The sequence below is a fragment of the Streptomyces sp. NRRL F-5727 genome (genome assembly GCF_000719555.1).
GTDB lineage: Bacteria > Actinomycetota > Actinomycetes > Streptomycetales > Streptomycetaceae > Streptomyces.
In genome coordinates this window covers 1-15,314 of record NZ_JOGX01000011.1, presented here as the reverse complement: position 1 = coordinate 15,314, position 15,314 = coordinate 1, and the positions used below count along the sequence as shown (strand labels likewise).

The 15,314-nt window shown below is 73.4% G+C and carries 13 protein-coding genes; 9 read left to right on the top strand and 4 right to left on the bottom strand.

Annotation, left to right across the window (positions count from 1 at the left end):
• Nucleotides 1–241: 241 nt before the first annotated feature.
• Both IF73_RS0110970 and IF73_RS0110965 read right to left on the bottom strand, forming a co-directional pair.
• Complete coding sequence (locus IF73_RS0110970) at nt 242–2,092, bottom strand: ABC transporter ATP-binding protein (protein ID WP_051716674.1); 1,851 nt, start codon at nt 2,090–2,092, stop codon at nt 242–244.
• Nucleotides 2,089–3,882 (bottom strand): ABC transporter ATP-binding protein, encoded by a 1,794-nt coding sequence (locus IF73_RS0110965; protein WP_037878873.1) that lies wholly within the window; start codon nt 3,880–3,882, stop codon nt 2,089–2,091. The genes IF73_RS0110970 and IF73_RS0110965 overlap by 4 nt, the downstream gene beginning before the upstream one ends.
• A 104-nt stretch (nt 3,883–3,986) precedes the next feature.
• Here IF73_RS0110965 and IF73_RS0110960 point away from each other — a divergent pair, with 104 nt between their 5' ends.
• Nucleotides 3,987–5,231, top strand: coding sequence for a hypothetical protein (locus IF73_RS0110960; RefSeq protein ID WP_031006113.1), 1,245 nt, complete (start codon nt 3,987–3,989; stop codon nt 5,229–5,231).
• Nucleotides 5,232–5,243: 12 nt separating this feature from the next.
• Here IF73_RS0110960 and glgX read toward each other — a convergent pair whose 3' ends face one another.
• Nucleotides 5,244–7,445, bottom strand: a complete 2,202-nt coding sequence (gene glgX, locus IF73_RS0110955) for a glycogen debranching protein GlgX (protein WP_031006111.1) — start codon at nt 7,443–7,445, stop codon at nt 5,244–5,246.
• A 187-nt stretch (nt 7,446–7,632) separates the two neighbouring features.
• Here glgX and IF73_RS0110950 point away from each other — a divergent pair, with 187 nt between their 5' ends.
• The 4 genes from IF73_RS0110950 (at nt 7,633) to IF73_RS0110935 (ending at nt 11,766) form a co-directional block, all read left to right on the top strand.
• Nucleotides 7,633–8,850 (top strand): L,D-transpeptidase, encoded by a 1,218-nt coding sequence (locus tag IF73_RS0110950; RefSeq protein WP_031006109.1) that lies wholly within the window; start codon nt 7,633–7,635, stop codon nt 8,848–8,850.
• 193 nt (nt 8,851–9,043) lie between these two features.
• Complete coding sequence (locus IF73_RS0110945) at nt 9,044–10,288, top strand: L,D-transpeptidase (protein WP_037878870.1); 1,245 nt, start codon at nt 9,044–9,046, stop codon at nt 10,286–10,288.
• An 82-nt stretch (nt 10,289–10,370) separates the two neighbouring features.
• Nucleotides 10,371–11,138: an enoyl-CoA hydratase/isomerase family protein gene (locus tag IF73_RS0110940; protein ID WP_031006105.1), complete on the top strand. Its 768-nt coding sequence runs from the start codon at nt 10,371–10,373 to the stop codon at nt 11,136–11,138.
• A gap of 127 nt (nt 11,139–11,265) precedes the next feature.
• Nucleotides 11,266–11,766, top strand: a complete 501-nt coding sequence (locus tag IF73_RS0110935; protein ID WP_031006103.1) for an ATP-binding protein — start codon at nt 11,266–11,268, stop codon at nt 11,764–11,766.
• Nucleotides 11,767–12,065: 299 nt separating this feature from the next.
• Here the strand turns inward: IF73_RS0110935 and IF73_RS0110930 are convergent, their stop codons facing one another.
• Nucleotides 12,066–12,704 carry a GNAT family N-acetyltransferase gene (locus IF73_RS0110930; protein ID WP_031006101.1) on the bottom strand — a complete coding sequence of 213 codons (639 nt, stop codon included), beginning with the start codon at nt 12,702–12,704 and terminating at the stop codon, nt 12,066–12,068.
• 75 nt (nt 12,705–12,779) lie between these two features.
• On the opposite strand from IF73_RS0110930, the gene IF73_RS0110925 reads away from it, so the two are divergent.
• From IF73_RS0110925 to IF73_RS0110910, 4 genes are all read left to right on the top strand, one after another.
• The gene (locus tag IF73_RS0110925) at nt 12,780–12,995 is read left to right on the top strand and encodes an EF-hand domain-containing protein (protein ID WP_015036303.1); all 216 of its coding nucleotides are present in this window, start codon (nt 12,780–12,782) and stop codon (nt 12,993–12,995) included.
• A gap of 85 nt (nt 12,996–13,080) precedes the next feature.
• Entirely contained in the window at nt 13,081–13,998 is a 918-nt protein-coding gene (locus IF73_RS0110920; RefSeq protein ID WP_031006099.1) for a CopD family protein, read from the top strand.
• An 89-nt stretch (nt 13,999–14,087) separates the two neighbouring features.
• Nucleotides 14,088–14,633 (top strand): SseB family protein, encoded by a 546-nt coding sequence (locus IF73_RS37595; RefSeq protein WP_031006097.1) that lies wholly within the window; start codon nt 14,088–14,090, stop codon nt 14,631–14,633.
• Nucleotides 14,630–15,277 carry a hypothetical protein gene (locus IF73_RS0110910; protein WP_031006095.1) on the top strand — a complete coding sequence of 216 codons (648 nt, stop codon included), beginning with the start codon at nt 14,630–14,632 and terminating at the stop codon, nt 15,275–15,277. Before IF73_RS37595 ends, IF73_RS0110910 begins: the two co-directional genes overlap by 4 nt.
• The last annotated feature ends 37 nt before the right edge of the window (nt 15,278–15,314 follow it).

Here is a 15,314-nt window from a genome sequence, read left to right as displayed (position 1 = left end):
GCGTCAATAACTTGGCCGGAAGTCGTCCGCTGCGCGCACGGGCGCGTTCGTTAACCGGACGTTTCATCGATCTTGGGCGCGGTGTCACACCCCGTTCGGCGTGCGGGAACGCCGAGTCGTCCGCCCGCCGGGCCGCCGGAGCGCCACCCGCCGTCCCGCCCTTCGGACGCGGGACGGCTTTACCGAACCGATGGCCGGATCGTTTCGCGGGGAACCGGAACCTCCGCCCCCGTCCGGTCCGTCAGCCCGTCAGGGAGTCGCGCCAGGCGCGGTGGAGGCCGGCGTAGCGGCCCTTCCCGGCGATCAGGTCGGCCGGCGGGCCGTCCTCGACGACGCGGCCCGCCTCCATGACCAGAACCCGGTCCGCGACCTCGACCGTGGACAGGCGGTGGGCGATGACCACCGCCGTACGGCCGGCCAGGACCGTGTCCATCGCGTGCTGCACCGCCCGCTCGCCCGGCACGTCCAGCGAGCTCGTCGCCTCGTCCAGGATCAGCACCGCCGGGTCCGCGAGGAGCGCCCGCGCGAAGGCCACCAACTGGCGCTGACCGGCCGAGATCCGGCCGCCCCGCTTCCGTACGTCGGTGTCGTAGCCGTCCGGCAGCCCGGCGATGAACTCGTGCGCGCCGATCGCCTTCGCCGCCTGCTCGATCTCCTCCCGGCCGGCGTCCGGGCGGCCGATCGCGATGTTCTCCGCGACCGTCCCGGAGAACAGGAACGCCTCCTGCGTCACCATCACCACCCCGCGCCGCAGCTCCGGCGTGGCCAGTTCGCGCAGGTCGACGCCGTCGAGCAGCACCCGGCCGTCCGTCGGGTCGTAGAAGCGGGCGAGCAGCTTCGCCAGCGTCGACTTGCCGGCGCCGGTCGCGCCGACCACGGCCACCGTCTGCCCCGCCGGGATCCGCAGGTCGAAGCGGGGCAGCACCTCGCCGCCCGTCCGGTACGCGAACCGCACCCCGTCGAAGACGACCTCCCGCCCCGGTGCCGTCCCGGCCCGCGCCGGCAGCTCCCGCGGCGCCGCCGCCTCCGGCACGCCCGGCTCCTGCGCCAGCAGACCCGCGATCTTCGACAGCGACGCCGCCGCCGACTCGTACGAGTTGAGGAACATGCCGAGCCGGTCGATCGGGTCGTAGAGCCGCCGCACGTACAGCACCGCCGCCGCGAGCACGCCCAGCTCCAGCGAGCCCGCCGCCACCCGGTAGGCGCCCCACAGGCACATTCCGGCCACCGCCGTGTTCGCCACCAGCCGCGAGCCGACCACATAGCGGGCCATCTCCAGGAGCGCGTCGCCGTTGCTGCGCTCGTGCCGGTGGTTGAGCCCCGCGAACTCCGCGTCGTTCACCCGCTCCCGGCGGAACGCCCGCACCGGCCGGATCCCGTTCATCGTCTCGGCGAACTTCACGATCACCCCGGCGATCGCCGTCGACCGCTCCGCGAACACCGCGCCCGCCCGCCGCCGGTACCGGCGCACCAGCAGGTACAGCGGCCCGAACGAGGCCACCGCCACCGCACCGATCCCGAGGTCCAGCCAGAGCAGCACCAGCGCGATCGACACGAACGACAGCACCACCCCGATCAGCTCCTGGAGCCCCTCCGACAGCAGCTCCCGCAGCGACTCCACGTCCGTCGTCGACCGCGAGATCAGCCGCCCCGAGGTGTACCGCTCGTGGAAGTCCACGCTCAGCACCTGTGCGTGCCGGAAGATCCGCCCCCGCAGATCGAGCAGCACGTCCTGGTTGATCCGCGCAGCGCCCCGGACGAACGCGTACTGGAGCGCCCCGGCTCCGGCCGCGCACAGCAGACAGCCGGCCGCCACCGCGACCAGCGGACCGTGGTCCCCGGCCCGGAAGGCCGGCACCCCGCGGTCGATCGCGTACGCCACGAGCAGCGGGCCCGCCTGGACCGCCGCCTCCTTCACCAGCAGCACCAGCGCCGCCACCGCCACCCGGAACCGGTGCGCGGCCAGCAGCGAGCGCAGCAGCGCGCCGGTCGCCCCGCGCGGCGCCGGCAGGTCGTCCCGGTCGAACGGATCGCCCGGACCGGGCCCGTCCGCCCGCTCCTCCTCCGGCTCCACGAGCGTGGTGTCCGTCACCGTTCCCCGTCCCCTCCGCCCGACATCAGCCAGGCGTACTCGGCGCTGCTCCGCAGCAGTTCCTGATGGGTGCCGACCGCCGCGATCCGGCCGCCGGACAGCAGCGCCACCCGGTCGGCCAGCATCACCGTCGACGGCCGGTGCGCCACGACCAGCGCCGTCGTCTCCTTCAGCACCTCGCGCAGGGCCGCCTCCACCCGCGCCTCGGTGTGCACGTCCAGCGCCGACAGCGGATCGTCGAGCACCAGGAAGCGCGGCCGGCCGACCACCGCCCGGGCCAGCGCGAGCCGCTGCCGCTGACCGCCCGAGAGGCTCAGCCCCTGCTCGCCGACCTGCGTCCGGGTCCCCTCCGGCAGCCGCCCGACGAAACCGTCCGCCTGCGCGATGCCCAGCGCCCGCGCCAGCTCCGGCTCCCCGGCCTCCGGGCCCGCGCCCATCAGCACGTTCTCGCCGACGCTCGCCGAGAAGAGGGTCGGCTCCTCGAACGCCACGGACACCAGCGTGCGCAGCCGCTCACGCTCCATCAGGGCGATGTCCTCGCCGTCCAGCAGGATCCGCCCGGCGCTCACCTCGTGCAGCCGCGGCACCAGCGCGGTCAGCGTGGTCTTGCCGGAGCCGGTCGCCCCGACCAGCGCCAGCGTCTCGCCCGGCCGCACGTGCAGGTCGATGGAGTCCAGCACGGGCGGGGCGTCGTCCGGCGCGTCCGGGAAGCGGAAGGACACGCCCTCGAAGCGGAGCCCGTCGGCGGCCCCCGCCGGCGCGGCCGCCGGCGCGGCCGCGTCCCGTTCCTCCTCGGCGTCCATCACCTCGAAGTACCGTTCCGTCGCCGTCACCGCCTCCTGGCTCATCGCGAGCAGGAAGCCGATCGACTCCACCGGCCAGCGCAGCGCGAGCGCCGTCGACAGGAAGGCGACCAGGGTGCCCGCCGACAGGTCGCCGTCCGCGACCCGCACCGAGCCGAGCACCAGCGCGGCGCCGATCGCCAGCTCCGGCAGGACCGTGATCAGCGCCCAGATCGTGGCGAGCAGCCGCGCCTTGGACAGCTCCGTGGAGCGCAGCAGCTCCGCGAGCCGGCGGAAGGCGTCCGCCTGGCTGCGGTGCCGGCCGAAGCCCTTGACGATCCGGATGCCGAGGACGCTCTCCTCCACCACCGTCGTCAGATCGCCCACCTGGTCCTGCGCCCGCCGCGCCACCACCCCGTACCGCCGCTCGAAGTACGAGCACAGCACCATCACCGGCACCACCGGCGTCAGCAGCACCAGCCCGAGCGACCGGTCCTGCCCCAGCAGCAGCGCGCAGCCCGCCAGGATGGTCACCGCGTTGACGACCAGGAAGGTCAGCGGGAAGGCCAGGAACATCCGGACGATCATGAGGTCCGTGGTGCCGCGCGACAGCAGCTGCCCGGACGCCCACCGGTCGTGGAAGGCGATCGGCAGCCGCTGGAGCCGCCCGTACAGGTCCTCCCGCATCCGCGCCTCCACGGACGACAGCGGCCGCGCCACCAGCCACCGCCGCAGCCCGAACAGCCCGGCCTCGGCGACCCCGAGCAGCAGCAGGTACAGCGCCCCCAGCCACACCCCGCCCGGGTCCCGGTCCGCGACCGGCCCGTCCACCAGCCACTTCAGCACCAGTGGGATGACGAGGCTCAGACAGGAGGCGACGACCGCGACGAAGGCGGCGCTGAAGAACCGCCCCCGCACGGGCCGCACATACGGCCAGAGCCGCAGCAGCACCCGCACGGCGGAGCGCCGGACGGCGACGGACTCGGAGGTGACAGGTGTCTCGGGCATCAGGGCCGACCCTAGGGGGCACCACTGACACGTCTCACCCGATTTTCGGACGCCGCCCGTAGGATCCCTGCCCAGTACACGCACCAGGGGTGGGGAGAGACACCATGAGGACCCGTACGAGACGAGCCGCCGCGACCGCCGTCCTGCTGCCGCTGCTCGCCGCGGCCGTCGGCTGCCAGGCGGCCGGCACGCGGGGGAAGCCGGCCGCCGAGGCGCCGTCGCCGACCGGGAAGCCGGTCTACGAGGAGAAGCTCGCCGACCAGCTGAACGCCGCCGCCCGGGCCACCGCCGCCACCGGCTCCGCCCGCTTCACCGCCACCCTCTCCTACGGCTCCGCCGAGGGCACCGCCGTGGAGACCACCACCGGCGTCCTCGACTACGCGAGGGACTCCGCCCGCGTGACGCGCTCGTACGTCGTCCCGCGCGGCTTTCCGGAGGACACGGCCACCGAGCTCGGCCTGCCCTCCGGGGCGCGCGACCCCCAGGTCTTCGCCGTCGAGGAGAACGACGTCGGCTACCGCACCGCCCGGGGCACCTGGCTGCGGTACGACGCCTCCGGGTCCAAGGAGTTCACGGACCGCGTCGGCGAGATCCTGGCCCTCGCGGGCGAGTCGGAGCCCTGGGGCGGCACCCTCGCCGACGTCGTCCGCCACGCCGACCCGGAGCGCGCGCCCAGGACCGGCGCGGACGGCCGGCGGACGTACCGCGTCGACGTGTACGGCAGGAGCCTCACCGACCTCCTGCCCGCCGGGATCCGGTACGCCTCCCGGGACGCGAGGACGCCGGGCGAGGTCCCGGTGACGGTGGTCCTCGACAAGGACGGCCGGCTGCTGAGCGCCGAGGCCGACTACGCCCCGCTCCTGCGCGGCCTGCGCGGCGCCGGCGTCCTGCGGGGCGTCACCTCGCTGCGCGCCACGTACACGCTCACCGGGCACGGCGGGCAGACCGTGCCCGGCATCCCGGCGGGGGAGCGGACCGAGGACGCCGAGCGGGTCACCGCGGCGCTGGTCGAGGTGAAGCCCGGCGCCTGCGCCTCGACGGACACCGGCCTCGGCTCGGCGGACCGCCTCGTCCGGCCCGTGGCCTGCGGCAAGGACGCCGACGTGCGGGTCTTCGCCGTGCAGCGGGTCGACGAGACCTACCGGAACAAGGACCCGCAGGGCCTCGGGCGCGCCCTCGCGGCCGCGCGCTGCCGCGAGGACCTCCGCACCGTGCCCGCCGCGTGGACGCGGGACGCCCACCCCGCCGGCACGTACCAGGTCGGCGGCACCGAGACCGTCAGCTACGGCTACACCGGTCCCGAGGCCACCGTCTCCGGCGACTTCGTCTGCTACGTCACCCTCCGCTGACGCCCCGCCGCCTCACCCCGCCACCCGCAGCAGCACCACCGACCGCGCCCCCACCTCCAGCACCGTCCCGCCCGGGTGGAGCGTGCCCGGGGGCACGGTCTGGTCGTCGAGGGCGGTGTCCAGGACGCGTTCGTACGTCTGGGCCCAGGGCGGGCCCGGGAGGCGGAAGGACAGGGGCCGGGGGCCCGCGTGGAGGACGGCGAGGAAGCTGTCGTCGAGGACCTGCTCGCCGCGCTCGTCCCGGCCCGGTATGTCGCGGCCCGACAGATAGAGGGCGAGCGTGGCCGAGGGCGCGTACCAGTCGCCTTCCGTCATCTCAGTGCCGTCCGGGCCGAACCAGGCCAGGTCCCGCAGCCCGTCCGCGCCCTGCGGGCGGCCGGAGAAGAAGGCGCGGCGGCGCAGCACCGGGTGGCGGTGGCGGAGGGCCAGCAGGCGCCTCGTCAGGGCGAGGAGCTGGGCGCGGCCGGGGTCGTCGGGGAGGGACCAGTCGAGCCAGCCGATCTCGTTGTCCTGGCAGTACGCGTTGTTGTTGCCGCCCTGGGTGCGGCCCATCTCGTCGCCCGCGACGAGCATCGGGACGCCGGTGGAGAGCAGCAGCGTGGTGAGCAGGTTGCGGAGCTGGCGGAGCCGGAGGGCGTTCACCTCCGGGTCGTCCGTCTCGCCCTCCGCGCCGCAGTTCCAGGAGCGGTTGTCGTGGGTGCCGTCCCGGTTGCCCTCCCCGTTGGCCTCGTTGTGCTTGCGCTCGTACGTGACGAGGTCGCGGAGGGTGAAGCCGTCGTGGGCGGTGACGAAGTTGACGGAGGCGTAGGGCCGCCGGCCGCCCCAGGCGTACAGGTCGCTGGAGCCGGAGAGCCGGTAGCCGAGGTCGCGCACGTCGGGCAGGGCGCCGCGCCAGAAGTCCCGCACGGCGTCCCGGTAGCGGTCGTTCCACTCGGTCCACAGCGGCGGGAAGGCGCCGACCTGGTAGCCGCCGTTGCCGACGTCCCAGGGTTCGGCGATGAGCTTCACGCGGCGCAGGACCGGGTCCTGGGCGATGACGGCGAGGAACGGCGACAGCATGTCGACGTCGTGCATCGACCGGGCCAGCGCCGCCGCCAGGTCGAAGCGGAAGCCGTCGACGCCCATCTCGGTCACCCAGTACCGCAGCGAGTCGGTGATGAGCCGTAGCACCTGCGGCTGGACGACGTGCAGGGTGTTGCCGCAGCCGGTGTAGTCGGCGTAGCGCCGCGCGTCCGACTGGAGCCGGTAGTAGCCGCGGTTGTCGATGCCCTTCAGGGAGAGGGTGGGGCCGAGCTCGCCCGCCTCCGCGGTGTGGTTGTAGACGACGTCGAGGATGACCTCGATGCCGGCCGCGTGCAGCGCCCGGACCATCCGCTTGAACTCGCCGACCTGCTGCCCGGTGGTGCCGGACGAGGAGTAGCCGGCGTGCGGGGCGAAGTAGCCGATCGAGTTGTAGCCCCAGTAGTTGGTGAGGCCGCGGCGCAGCAGGTGGTCCTCGTGGGCGAACTGGTGGACCGGCAGCAGCTCGACGGCCGTCACCCCGAGGCGGACCAGGTGGTCGACCGCGGCCGGGTGGGCGAGCCCCGCGTAGGTGCCCCGCAGCCGCTCCGGGATGCCGGGGTGCCGGGCGGTGAAGCCCTTGACGTGCAGCTCGTAGATGACGGAGTCCTGCCAGGGCGTCTTGGGCCTGCGGTCGTCGGACCAGTCGTCGTCGTCCCGTACGACGACCCCCTTGGGGACGTGCGGGGCGGAGTCCCGCTCGTCGCGGACGGTGTCGGCGACGTGCTGCTGCGGCCAGTCCCGCACGTGCCCGTACACCTCGGGCGGCAGCGTGAACTCGCCGTCGACGGCCCGCGCGTACGGGTCGAGGAGCAGCTTCGCCGGGTTCCAGCGGGCGCCGGTCCACGGGTCCCAGCGGCCGTGCACCCGGTAGCCGTACCGCTGCCCGGGTCCGACGCCGGGCACGAAGCCGTGCCAGATCTCGTGGGTGAGCTCGGTCAGCGGCAGCCGGGTCTCGGTGCCGTCCGGGGCGAACAGGCAGAGCTCGACCGCCTCCGCGCCGCCCGCCCAGAGGGCGAAGTTGGTGCCCCGGGTCCCGTCCGGTCCGACCCGGCAGCGGGCCCCGAGGGGGGTCGGCGCGCCCGGCCACACCGGGGGCGCGGTCCGTCCCGGGGCATGCTCCGGTACCGCCTGCTGTTCGGCTGCGCTCGACACCGCCCTGGCCTCCCGCGGCTCCGGCGGGCCCGCGCACCGGGGCAGGGGCGTCCCGGCCCCGGCCCCGCGCGTCCTCCCGCACCCTCGTGTACTCCCGGTCGTCCTCCCTGTTCTGCCCGCAGCGCCGTCCCCCCAACATGGCCCGCACGCACGTTTCCCCTGGAGGGGGGTCGTCGTTGGGCCACGCGTGACACGTGTATGGGAACGGGCCGGGCAACTCCTCGCGGTCGCGGGGCTCCTCGTGGGTCTCGCCGGCTGCACCGGATCGGACGGGGAAGGAGGCGTCGGCCTGGGCCTTCCGGGCAAGGCGCGGGCCCCCGGGGACGTGATCCGGGTCGTCCCGGAGGACGGCAGCCGCGCGGTGCCCGCGGACGGTCCCCTGGAGGTACGGGTGGACAGCGGGCGGCTCGAACGGGTGAGCGTGACCCAGGTGGCGGACGGGCGCCGGTCCGCCGTCCCCGGCACGCTCTCCGCCGACGGGCTGCGCTGGCGGCCCGCCGGCTCCACCCGGCTCGCGCTGGCCGCGAAGTACAGCGTGGACGCGGTGGCGCTGGACGCGCACGGGCACCGCTCGGCCCGGCACACCACCTTCACCACCGTGGTGCCGGAGAGCCGGTTCATCGGCTACTTCACGCCGGAGAACCGTTCCACTGTCGGCGCCGGCATGATCGTCTCCTTCGGCTTCAACCGCCCGATCGAGAACCGGGCCGAGGTGGAGCGGGCCATCCGGGTCACCGCCGACCCGCCGGTGGAGGTCGTCGGCCACTGGTTCGGCAAGGAGCGGCTCGACTTCCGCCCCGCCGCGTACTGGGCGCCCGGCACGAAGGTGACGGTCGAGCTGGGGCTCCGGGACGTCGAGGGAGCCCCCGGCGTCTACGGCATCCAGCGCAAGACGGTCGGCTTCACGGTCGGCCGCTCCCAGGTCTCCCTGGTCGACGCCGCCGCCCACACCATGGAGGTGCGGCGGGACGGGCGGGTCCTCGCGACCCTGCCGATCACCGCGGGCGCGCCGAAGACCACCACGTACAACGGGAAGATGGTGGTGACCGAGCTGTACGACGTGACCCGGATGAACGGGGCGACGGTCGGCTTCGGCGGCGAGTACGACATCAAGGACGTGCCGCACGCCATGCGGCTCACCGAGTCGGGCACCTTCCTCCACGGCAACTACTGGGCCGACCCCGCCACCTTCGGCTCGGCCAACGTCAGCCACGGCTGCGTGGGTCTGCGGGACGTGAAGGGCGGCGGCTCCGACACCCCGGCCGGCTGGTTCTTCGACCGGAGCCTGATCGGCGACGTCGTCGAGGTGGTCAACTCCAAGGACCGGAAGGTCGCTCCGGACAACGGTCTCGGCGGCTGGAACCTGGACTGGGCGGCCTGGAAGGCGGGTTCCGCGCTGCGCTGACCCGGCTCCGGCGCGGGGGCCGGACGCGAGCCGCTCCCCGCTCGCCTCCGGCCCGCCCCAACTGGGACTGAACGGTGACATTCACGTGGAACTTTCGTGTCTTCCGGTGTGATTATCTAGCGCCGTGCACGGGACGTGCGCATGGGGGTGGGGCCCGGTCAGCCGCCGGGTCGTGCGAGGGGAGAAGACCATAGTGAACGGGCAGCCGATATCGGGGACGCCGGTGCGGCGGCGGGGGCTCCGCCTCGGAGCCCTGGCGACGGGGGCGCTGCTCCTCGTCCTGACCGCGTGCGGCGGCGAGGAGCCGTCCAAGACGGCCGACGGGACCGGGGCCAAGGGCACGGGCCAGGGGACCGCGGCCCCCGACAACGCCGCCTCGCAGGCGGTCGTGACCGTCCTGCCGAAGGACGGCGCCGACTCGGTCGCCACCAGCGGGGCCCTCAAGGTCACCGCCGAGCAGGGCAAGCTGACGACCGTGACGGTCGCCGACTCCAAGGGCGCCCCGGTCGAGGGGAAGATCTCGGCGGACGGCGCGAGCTGGGAGCCGCTGGCCCACCTGTCGGCCGGCACCCAGTACAAGGTCCACGCGATCGCCAAGGACGCCGAGGGCCGCGAGTCGGCGAAGGACACCACCTTCACCACCCTGGTCCCGAAGAACACCTTCATCGGCCACTACACGCCGGAGGCGGACACCACCGTCGGCGTCGGCATGCCGGTCTCCATCAACTTCACCCGGGGCATCACCGACCCCGAGGCCGTGGAGAAGGCCATCAAGGTGACGGCCGAGCCGGCCGTCGAGATCGAGGGCCACTGGTTCGGCAACGACCGCCTCGACTTCCGCCCCGAGGAGTACTGGAAGGCCGGGACGAAGGTCACCGTCGAGCTCAACCTGGACGGCGTCGAGGGCCGCCCGGGCGTCTACGGCAAGCAGAAGAAGACGTACTCCTTCACCATCGGCCGCCGTCAGGTCTCCACGGTCGACGCGAGCGCCAAGACCATGAAGGTCGAGCGCGACGGCAAGATCATCAAGACCCTGCCGATCACCGCGGGCGCCCCGTCCACGACCACGTACAACGGCCAGATGGTCATCAGCGAGAAGTACAAGGTGACCCGCATGAACGGGGCCACCGTCGGCTTCGGCGGCGAGTACGACATCAAGGACGTGCCGCACGCCATGCGCCTGTCCACCTCCGGCACCTTCGTGCACGGCAACTACTGGGCGCCGAAGTCCACCTTCGGCTCGCAGAACGTCAGCCACGGCTGCGTCGGCCTCTCGGACACCCGGGGCGCGGGCGACAGCTCCACCCCCGCCGCCTGGTTCTACGACCGCTCGATCATCGGTGACGTCGTCATCGTGAAGAACTCGAAGGACAAGCAGATCAAGCCGGAGAACGGCCTGAACGGCTGGAACATGTCCTGGTCGGAGTGGATCGCCTAGACCCCCGCCGTCCCGGACGGGCCCGGTGCTGTGAGCAACGGCACCGGGCCCGTCCGCGTTAACGCGCACTAACCTCTCTCCCATGACTGTGAACCTCGAAGTCGCCGACGGCGTCGGCACGATCCGTCTCGACCGCCCGCCGATGAACGCCCTGGACATCGCCACCCAGGACCGGCTGCGCGAGCTGGCCCAGGAGGCCACCGACCGCGACGACGTGCGGGCCGTCGTCCTCTACGGCGGCGAGAAGGTCTTCGCGGCCGGCGCGGACATCAAGGAGATGCAGGTCATGGACCACGTGGCCATGGTCGAGCGGTCCCGCGCGCTCCAGGACTCCTTCACCGCCGTCGCCCGCATCCCCAAGCCGGTCGTCGCCGCGATCACCGGCTACGCCCTCGGCGGCGGCTGCGAGCTCGCCCTCTGCGCCGACTACCGGATCGCCGCCGACAACGCGAAGCTCGGCCAGCCCGAGATCCTGCTCGGCCTGATCCCCGGCGCCGGCGGCACCCAGCGGCTCTCCCGCCTGGTCGGCCCGTCCAAGGCCAAGGACCTCATCTTCACCGGCCGGATGGTGAAGGCGGACGAGGCGCTGACGCTCGGCCTGGTCGACCGGGTCGTCCCGGCCGCCGAGGTGTACGAGCAGGCGCACGCCTGGGCGGCGAAGCTGGCCCAGGGGCCGGCGGTGGCGCTGCGCGCCGCCAAGGAGACGATCGACCAGGGTCTGGAGGCGGACATCGACACCGGTCTGGCCCTGGAACGGACCTGGTTCTCGGCGCTGTTCGCCACCGCGGACCGCGAGACCGGCATGCGCAGCTTCGTCGAAGAGGGGCCGGGCAAGGCGAAGTTCGCCTGATCTTCCGACCGGCCGTCAGCCCGGCGGCCCGTCGTCCGACGGGCCGTCAGGGCGACGCGCCGCCCTGCGGGGGCCATTCCACCGGAACGGCCCCCGCGGTGCGTCTCCGGCGGTCATGATGGGGGGCATGGCGGGCCTGGAGAGCAGGGAACAACCGCGGCAGGGCGGTGTGCCCGCCGCGCGGTGGACACCGACCCTGGAGGACGAAGAGGCCCTCGCGGCGATGCGGGAGTGGGGGAACCCGGCGGAGGCCGACGTGCGTCTGCCGTCGCGGCCGGAGTCCGCCAGGACCGCCCGGCGGATGACCCAGTACGTGGTGCTCCGGCAGTGGGGGCTCGGCCCGACCCTCGCCGAGCACGCGGTCCTGCTCGTCTCCGAGCTGGTGGGCAACGCGGTCCGGCACACCGGCGCCCGGGTCTTCGCGCTCCGCGCCCTGCGGCGCCCCGGACGGATCCGGATCGAGGTGCGGGACCCCTCGCGCGGGCTGCCGTGTCTGATGCCGGTGGCCGAGCTCGACGTCAGCGGCCGGGGCCTCTTCCTCGTCGACAAGCTCTCCGACCGGTGGGGCGTGGACCTCGGGCCGCGCGGCAAGACGACCTGGTTCGAGATGCGGGTCACCGACCGCTGAACGCACGGAAGCCCCCGTGCGCCGTGGTGGGGCTGCTGGGGGCTTCCGTGTGATGCGCCGTGGACGGGGGGGTGTATCCACGGCAGCCAAAGCGACCTGGCCCGGGTCAATGGGGGTCGTGACACCGACTATGACAGACGGCGGGCCACACCGCCAAACGCCAGTATCGTTATCAAAGCGGACATATGTTGACGTTTTAATTGTGAATCGTTGGTGACGTGCAGCACTCACCTTGAAAACTGTGAATGGCTATGCGATTCACCGGTTGTTTCCCTCGATCATCCACATAGTGGACGGGCTCACGCGGCGGTGAGCAGCGCCTCCGAGGCCACCGGCCGGTACCCCGCCGCCTGGAAGGTCCGCACGCTCCGCGCGTTCCCCGGCGACTGCTGCGCCCAGACCACTCCGCCCGGCGTCAGATGGCGCGCCGCCGTCGCCAGCGCCCGGCCGAGCCCCCGGTGCCGCACCGCCTCGTCCACCTCGACCGCCGCCTCCCAGCGCCCGGCCACCCCGCGCCCCAGGACCAGCACCCCGCCGTCCGCGGCCCACACCCGCACGTCGTCCCGGTACTTCAGGGCCCGCGCCACCCGCGGGTGCTCCGGGTCCTCGATCTCCCGCAGCTCCAGCGGCGGAGGGCCCGGCAGGGCGTCGGCGACCGTCAGCAGGTCGACGGTGTTCATCCGCCGGCCGGTCTCCGTCATCAGCCGCACCAGGAAACGGGGGTTCATGCTCGCCGCGAGCGGGTCGCTCCCGGTCGCCGCCAGCTCCGCCCGCACCCACGCCGGATCGACGTCGGCGAAGACCACCGAATGGGCCGTGAAGGCCAGCACCCCCGCGTCCCGCGGGTCCGGCTGCGGCACCACCGTCGTCCCGCCGTCCATGGGCGGGAACTCCCCGCGCGCCGCCGCCTCGAGTATCCGTGTCACGTCACCGCTCATACCGCCATCATCGGACACCACGACGGCCAGCTAATCTGACCCCCGTCAGAACAGCACCGAGAAGGGGCGGAAGCAGTGGCGGACATCGAGTCGGCACGCACGGCATTCAACCGGTACGACGTGGACGGGGACGGCTTCATCACCGCCGCGGAGTACAAGAGCGTCATGGCCCAGCTGGGTGACTTCAACGTCACCGAGACGGTGGCCGAGGCCCTCATCAAGCAGCGCGACGACAACGGCGACGGCCGCCTGTCGTGGGACGAGTTCTGGTCCCACCTCAGCAAGGCGTGACCCGGGCCTGACCTGCTCCGGGACCTGGGCCGGGCGGCCTTCACCCTGAGTTGCCGCCCGTCCCGGGCTCGGTGACGATCGTCCGGTGACGCTTCCCGGACCCCTCGGCACCCCGAGCCGTCGAGGCGCCGCGGTGCTCGCCGCCGCCGCCGTCCTCGGCGTCCTCGCCGTCGCCCTCCTGGGCGCCGGCCTCGCCCGGACGGGCACCGGCGAGCTGCGGATACCCGCGGCCCACCCCACCACCCTGCTCCGGATCCTTCTCCTCGCCGGCCTGGCCCTCGCCGTCGGCGAACTCGCCGGCACCCGGCTGGCCGGCGCCGGCCCCCTGCCGCGCCGCCTGGCCGCCCCCGGCGCCCTGCTCGCCGCGGCCGCCTCCGCCGGCCTCCTGCTCCTCCTCGCCGCCGTCAGCGGGCTGAGCCTCCCCGTCGTCTACGGGCTCCGCGAAGGCCGGCTGCTGCTGGTCACCGCCAACGCCTGCCTGCTCGCCGCGGTCTGCGCCGCCTCCCGGCGCCCCGGCCTCGCCGCCCTCCCGCTCGCCGCCGCGATCGTCGCCGAGGCGCTGCGCGCCCACCCCGAGAGCGCCGGCTTCGGCGTCGGCACCGGACTCACCGTCGTCCACCTCACCGCCGCCTCGCTCTGGACCGGCACCCTGCTCCACGTCCTCCGGGTGCTGCGGCTGCGCGACGGCGGCCGCGAGGTGCTGCTCCGGTACGCCCGGATGGCCGCCTGCGTCTACGCGGCCCTCGCCGTCACCGGCACCGTCTCCACGCTGCGCCGGCTGCCCCTGGACGCCGTGCTCGGCACCGCGTACGGCAGGGTCCTGCTGGTGAAGCTCGCCCTCTTCGGCGGCGCCAGCCTGCTGGCCCTGATGGCCCGTTCCCGGCTGCTGTCCGGCGCCGACGCCCGGCCCCCGGCCCGCGTCGAGCTCACCGTCCTCGCCGTGATCATGGCCCTCTCCGCCCTGCTCACCGTGGTCCCGGACCCGCACTGGATCCGCTACTGACCGATCGGAACCGGCCGCGACCCGTACGTCCGCACGGGCGGAGCCCCGCGTCGTTGCTGGTGGAAATGATCACGTGACAGCATGGGGCGGTGACTGACAACGGGGATGAGATACCGAAGCCGCGACCGGCTTCCAGACTGAGCGAGTTGGCGGTGGAACCGCAGCGGGTCGAGGCGGCGTCCTCCGCACCGGTGCCCGCCGCGCCGGGGGAGCGGCCGGCCGACCCGGCGCCCGCCGGGCAGGACGCGGCCCGGCGCGAGTTTGCGCGTTTGCTGGGCGAGTTCCGGCGTACGGCGGTGCTGGTGCCGTTCGACGAGCAGGGCAGCCTGTGGACCGCCGACTTCAACGGGGTGCGGTGGATCTGCGCGTTCTCGGACGAGGAGGCGCTGGCGCGGTTCGCGGCGGCGCGGGGCGAGGCCGGGCGCGAGTGGACGTACCGGACGGTCCTGGGTGCGCGCCTGCTCGACGTGATGGTGCCGATGCTGCCGGGTCCGGGCGGAGTGGCGCTGGACGCGGGCAGCGCGGACGGGGTGGTGTTCCCGCCGGTGGCGGGGATCGTTCCGGACGCGGTGGCGGTGGATCTCGGGGAAGCGGCGGAAACGGCCGGATCGGATCGAGGGGCGGGGGCTCTGTGAGCGGGAATCAGCCTGAACTCGTGGCGCCGCCGGCGGCGCTGGCGCAGATCGCGAAGGGCATCGACCTGGCGCACGCCGAGCTGAAGGAGCTCGGCATGATCGGTGAGGCGACGATGGGCCGTGGCTTCTCCGACCTGGCTCTCTCCGGCCTCGAACTGGGCCACGGCGGGCTGGCGTCGCAGTTCGAGACCTTCTGCGAGCGCTGGGAATGGGGTGTGCGCGCCCTGACCATGCGGGGAAACGGTTTCGCGCAGGGCGTGGGGCTGTCGGCGGGTTCGTTCGCCGAGCAGGACCAGTACGTCAAGGACACGATCAAGATCGGCGTGAACTCCCTCAACGGCAACCCGCATCTGTCGGAGGACGAGGTCAAGCAGATGCGCTGGGACACGATCCGCGACCAGCACGCCTGGGACGGGGCGGACTGGAGCCCGGAGTCCTTCACCCAGGCGCACGACGAGGTCAAGCAGACCTGGAAGAACACCGGATACGACGTCGTGGACTCGCAGATGGACTCCCTGGAGCGGTCCGGTCTGCTCGACGGCGAGCTGCGTGACGCGATGGACGAGGAGTTCAAGGAGACGCTCGATCCCGACCGGGCGACGATCGAGCAGGCCGAGCAGCCGCGGTGGGGGGAGAGCCGCTGATGGTCGACTGGAAGGGGTGGGGCGACAAGATCGTCGA

Bases quoted from the DNA above. Each gene is read 5' to 3' on its own strand.
- IF73_RS0110965 (WP_037878873.1), bottom strand. From the start codon at position 3,882: ATGCCCGAGACACCTGTCACCTCCGAGTCCGTCGCCGTCCGGCGCTCC.
- IF73_RS0110960 (WP_031006113.1), top strand. From the start codon at position 3,987: ATGAGGACCCGTACGAGACGAGCCGCCGCGACCGCCGTCCTGCTGCCG.
- IF73_RS0110940 (WP_031006105.1), top strand. From the start codon at position 10,371: ATGACTGTGAACCTCGAAGTCGCCGACGGCGTCGGCACGATCCGTCTC.
- IF73_RS0110935 (WP_031006103.1), top strand. From the start codon at position 11,266: ATGGCGGGCCTGGAGAGCAGGGAACAACCGCGGCAGGGCGGTGTGCCC.
- IF73_RS0110930 (WP_031006101.1), bottom strand. From the start codon at position 12,704: ATGAGCGGTGACGTGACACGGATACTCGAGGCGGCGGCGCGCGGGGAG.